This is a genomic window from Paenibacillus sp. OT2-17, from assembly GCF_009827695.1.
In the GTDB taxonomy this organism is placed as follows: domain Bacteria; phylum Bacillota; class Bacilli; order Paenibacillales; family Paenibacillaceae; genus Paenibacillus; species Paenibacillus polymyxa_B.
The window spans coordinates 1-3,025 of sequence record NZ_WUDQ01000458.1 but is presented as its reverse complement, the minus strand read 5'-3'; the positions used below and the strand labels follow the sequence as shown (position 1 = coordinate 3,025).

5 protein-coding genes are annotated in these 3,025 nt (G+C 44.9%); all 5 read left to right on the top strand.

The genetic code is table 11. From position 1 onward, the window contains the following. Positions 1 to 334 (top strand): ABC transporter permease (locus GRP75_RS23050; protein WP_160790474.1); only part of this gene is annotated, 334 nt, incomplete at its 5' end. 40 nt (positions 335 to 374) lie between these two features. Beyond that, a complete protein-coding gene (locus GRP75_RS23045; protein WP_053325605.1) occupies positions 375 to 770 on the top strand; it encodes a hypothetical protein in 396 nt (131 codons plus the stop codon). Between the two features lies 1 nt (position 771). Beyond that, the gene (locus GRP75_RS23040) at positions 772 to 1,326 is read left to right on the top strand and encodes a hypothetical protein (RefSeq protein WP_053325604.1); all 555 of its coding nucleotides are present in this window, start codon (positions 772 to 774) and stop codon (positions 1,324 to 1,326) included. Beyond that, the gene (locus GRP75_RS23035; protein ID WP_160790473.1) at positions 1,313 to 2,302 is read left to right on the top strand and encodes a hypothetical protein; all 990 of its coding nucleotides are present in this window, start codon (positions 1,313 to 1,315) and stop codon (positions 2,300 to 2,302) included. Before GRP75_RS23040 ends, GRP75_RS23035 begins: the two co-directional genes overlap by 14 nt. A gap of 183 nt (positions 2,303 to 2,485) precedes the next feature. Beyond that, positions 2,486 to 3,025, top strand: a 540-nt coding sequence (locus GRP75_RS23030; protein WP_160790472.1) for an ATP-binding cassette domain-containing protein, incomplete at its 3' end; no start/stop codon positions are given.

Sequence of the window (3,025 nt, the reverse complement as noted above, 5' to 3'; positions counted from 1 at the left end):
GTCGCAAGCCTCTTTTACGGTATATGATGGCACAACCATTAGCGGTTCCCAGGTGACCAATGCGCTGCGGAAGTTTCAGGGGAAGGACCAATTCGGCATTCAGATTAAAACCGGCAAAAATATGGCAGGCCAGTGGTACGGTAATGCTCTGAACATTAGCCCAGACAGTGAACAGTATGGCGCCGTGAATGGCGGCAGTGATAAGACTGGGAAAATCACGAATACGCTTAATGAGAAAGAGAATGAATACGTAAATCCAAGTGGCAAATTCAAGGCTGAAATCGTCAAGGACAAATCGAACGTTGTCCGTGGATTGTTGTTTACCCAGTCCTAAGCACTACAGTAAAGATAATAATCATAGGGGGGATGAGAGTATGTCTGATCACGCTTCAAGCATGCTGCGGCTTGGTGTGTCAGTTATTCTGTTCATAACCGCATGTGTAACGGCAGCAGACTTGTCCAGCCAGCTGGATGGTGCACTGGAATTAAGATCACAGCAGGAGGAGCATTCTGAAGGGCGAATAGCCCGTACTGCTGGGGTGGGGTTGCCGGAACGGATAAAAGGAACTCAGGTAATGCAGGCAATTCGCATGAACTTACAGGAGGGGATTTCGATTCATGTCGACGGAACAGAGTACGATGCGTATTCTGAACCGTTTGAGCCTGATGTATCGACCTTGGATGCTTCTTCTTTATATTCCATATACCCACAGCGTAATGGGAATGGGGACATAACATCTGTACGTTTTGAGAAATTGGAGGAGGAATGAAGTGGTTCAAACAATATCCAAGCTGTTGGGGGCACTGCTCGCTGTATTGCTTTTGTACATCGTACCCGCAGCTCAAGCTGCTGAACGGCAGGATGATATATCCGGGTTAAATACATATCATTCAACTGTACGTTTTGTTGATATGGTAAGAACCAAAGGTTACATTACACCGACGATGTATAACGATTTTATGCGTGATCTGGAATTGACAGGCAATATCTACGAAGTTGACTTGGAGCATATGCACAAAAAGTATGTACCGGACTATGCAGATGCCGCGAAGCCAGACAGTTTTCTGGGCAATTATGAAACTGTATATGATGGGTACTATAATCCGCAAATCTTACCTGTACTGTTTCCTGACAATCAGCAGCCAAAATCAGATCAGCTACGTCGGTATACCTTGATGGCCGGGGATTATTTTACGGTCCGGCTACATAATACGAATCGGACTCCTGCGGACTTGTACAAATCATGGCTTCTCGGTGGGGCAGATAGCGGAAAGCCGGCAGTTACAGCTTCTTACGGGGGCATGGTTCTGAATGAAGATTACTGATTTTGCAGTCATATTTATACTTTTGTTTTTGCCCTTTGGTGTAGTTAGTGACTTACGGGTCCAGAATCAGCGTGAAGTGCAGCAGCTAGAAATGAAATATACGTCGGCTCTCCGTACCGCAGTTCAGGATGCAGGGGTTAAGCTCTCACAGAATGAACGTCAAGAACGCGAGGCCGGATACGGATCGGATAAGTTTTTTCGTGTAGATAAAGAAGCAGCGCTGCACACGTTCCTGCACACCCTTTTTCTTAATGTAGGCATTGATGGGGATATAGTAGCACAACGTGCATTATTGGATTACATACCAGCCATTGTAATTCTAGATTATGACGGTTATTATGCGTTCACTTCAGAAGCCTATACCGACGAGCATGGACAAGCTGCCATAGGTCCCAAATGGAGCGAAAAAAAGCCATATGCCTATGTTGATTCAGTAGGCAACAGTGTGGGGTTCACCTTGGATAATTATGTGCACGCATATGATGCGCGGAATCACAGGTGGGTGGAGGGCTTTCAAAAGGAACTTCAGGACCAGACCCCTATATCTTTACTGAATAATTCAGAAACTTTTGAGCAAATACGTCGTTCCACCATCGTTCGCAGCGTCCAAGAGGACCTGGCGCGAATTATTAATGTCCATAACGAAAAAGCTGCACGTAACGGCATAACTTATACGTTCACGCTACCGCTCATTCCGCAAGAGGAGTGGTACAACACAGTAGATGATGTGGGTCTGATCGCGTTTATCCAAGGCATTCCGGTCGGAGACAGGTATTACAATAACTATGGATTTGGTGGTGGGAGAGTCGTTAGAAAGCAAGACATTATAGGCGGCATAGAACCAGATACTGGGATGAAATATTTTTATAGAGATTCATGTCCAGCTCCCTTTAAAGCGAGTGAACGTTTTGCGGATGAAAAATCTGCAGCAGCTGCGGGATACTTTGAGTACAAATGTTATAATGGCTTAAAATAATCACCTTCATGGGTGGTTTTTCTTTTTTTAGGCAGATCCATATCAAAAACCTTAAAAATCGCTGTTTTCCATATTCCGATATGGTTGCAGAATGTGCTACAATAAAGCTTTGAAAGAAACGAAATGCATATGAAATAAGAACAGTCGGCAGCGCCGATGACAATAAGGAGCCAAAAACAGCTTATGAGTTTATTGACTGTAGAAAATGTATCTCACAACTTTGGGGACCGCGCATTATTTAAAAATGTTTCCTTTCGATTGCTTGCGGGGGAACGTGTAGGTTTGGTAGGAGCTAACGGTGTCGGTAAATCGACACTCATGAACATTCTGACTGGAAAATTGCTTAAGGATGAGGGTAAAGTGGAATGGACTCCACGTGTACGTTACGGCTATCTGGATCAGCATACCAAGCTGACACCGGGCAAAACGGTACGTGATGTTTTGAAAGACGCTTTTCTTCCTTTGTTGGAATTGGAAAAGGAAATGATGCAGATTACTGACAAAATGGGGGATGCTTCTCCTGAAGAGTTGGAAGTGCTGCTGGAACAGATGGGTGAAATTCAGGAGCAACTGGATATGGGGGATTTTTACCTCATTGATGTGAAGGTTGAAGAAATGGCGAATGGACTAGGTCTGTCGGCCATAGGACTGGACCGGGATGTATCTGCACTTAGCGGTGGGCAACGGACAAAGGTGCTTCTTGCTAAGTTGCTGTTGGAAAAG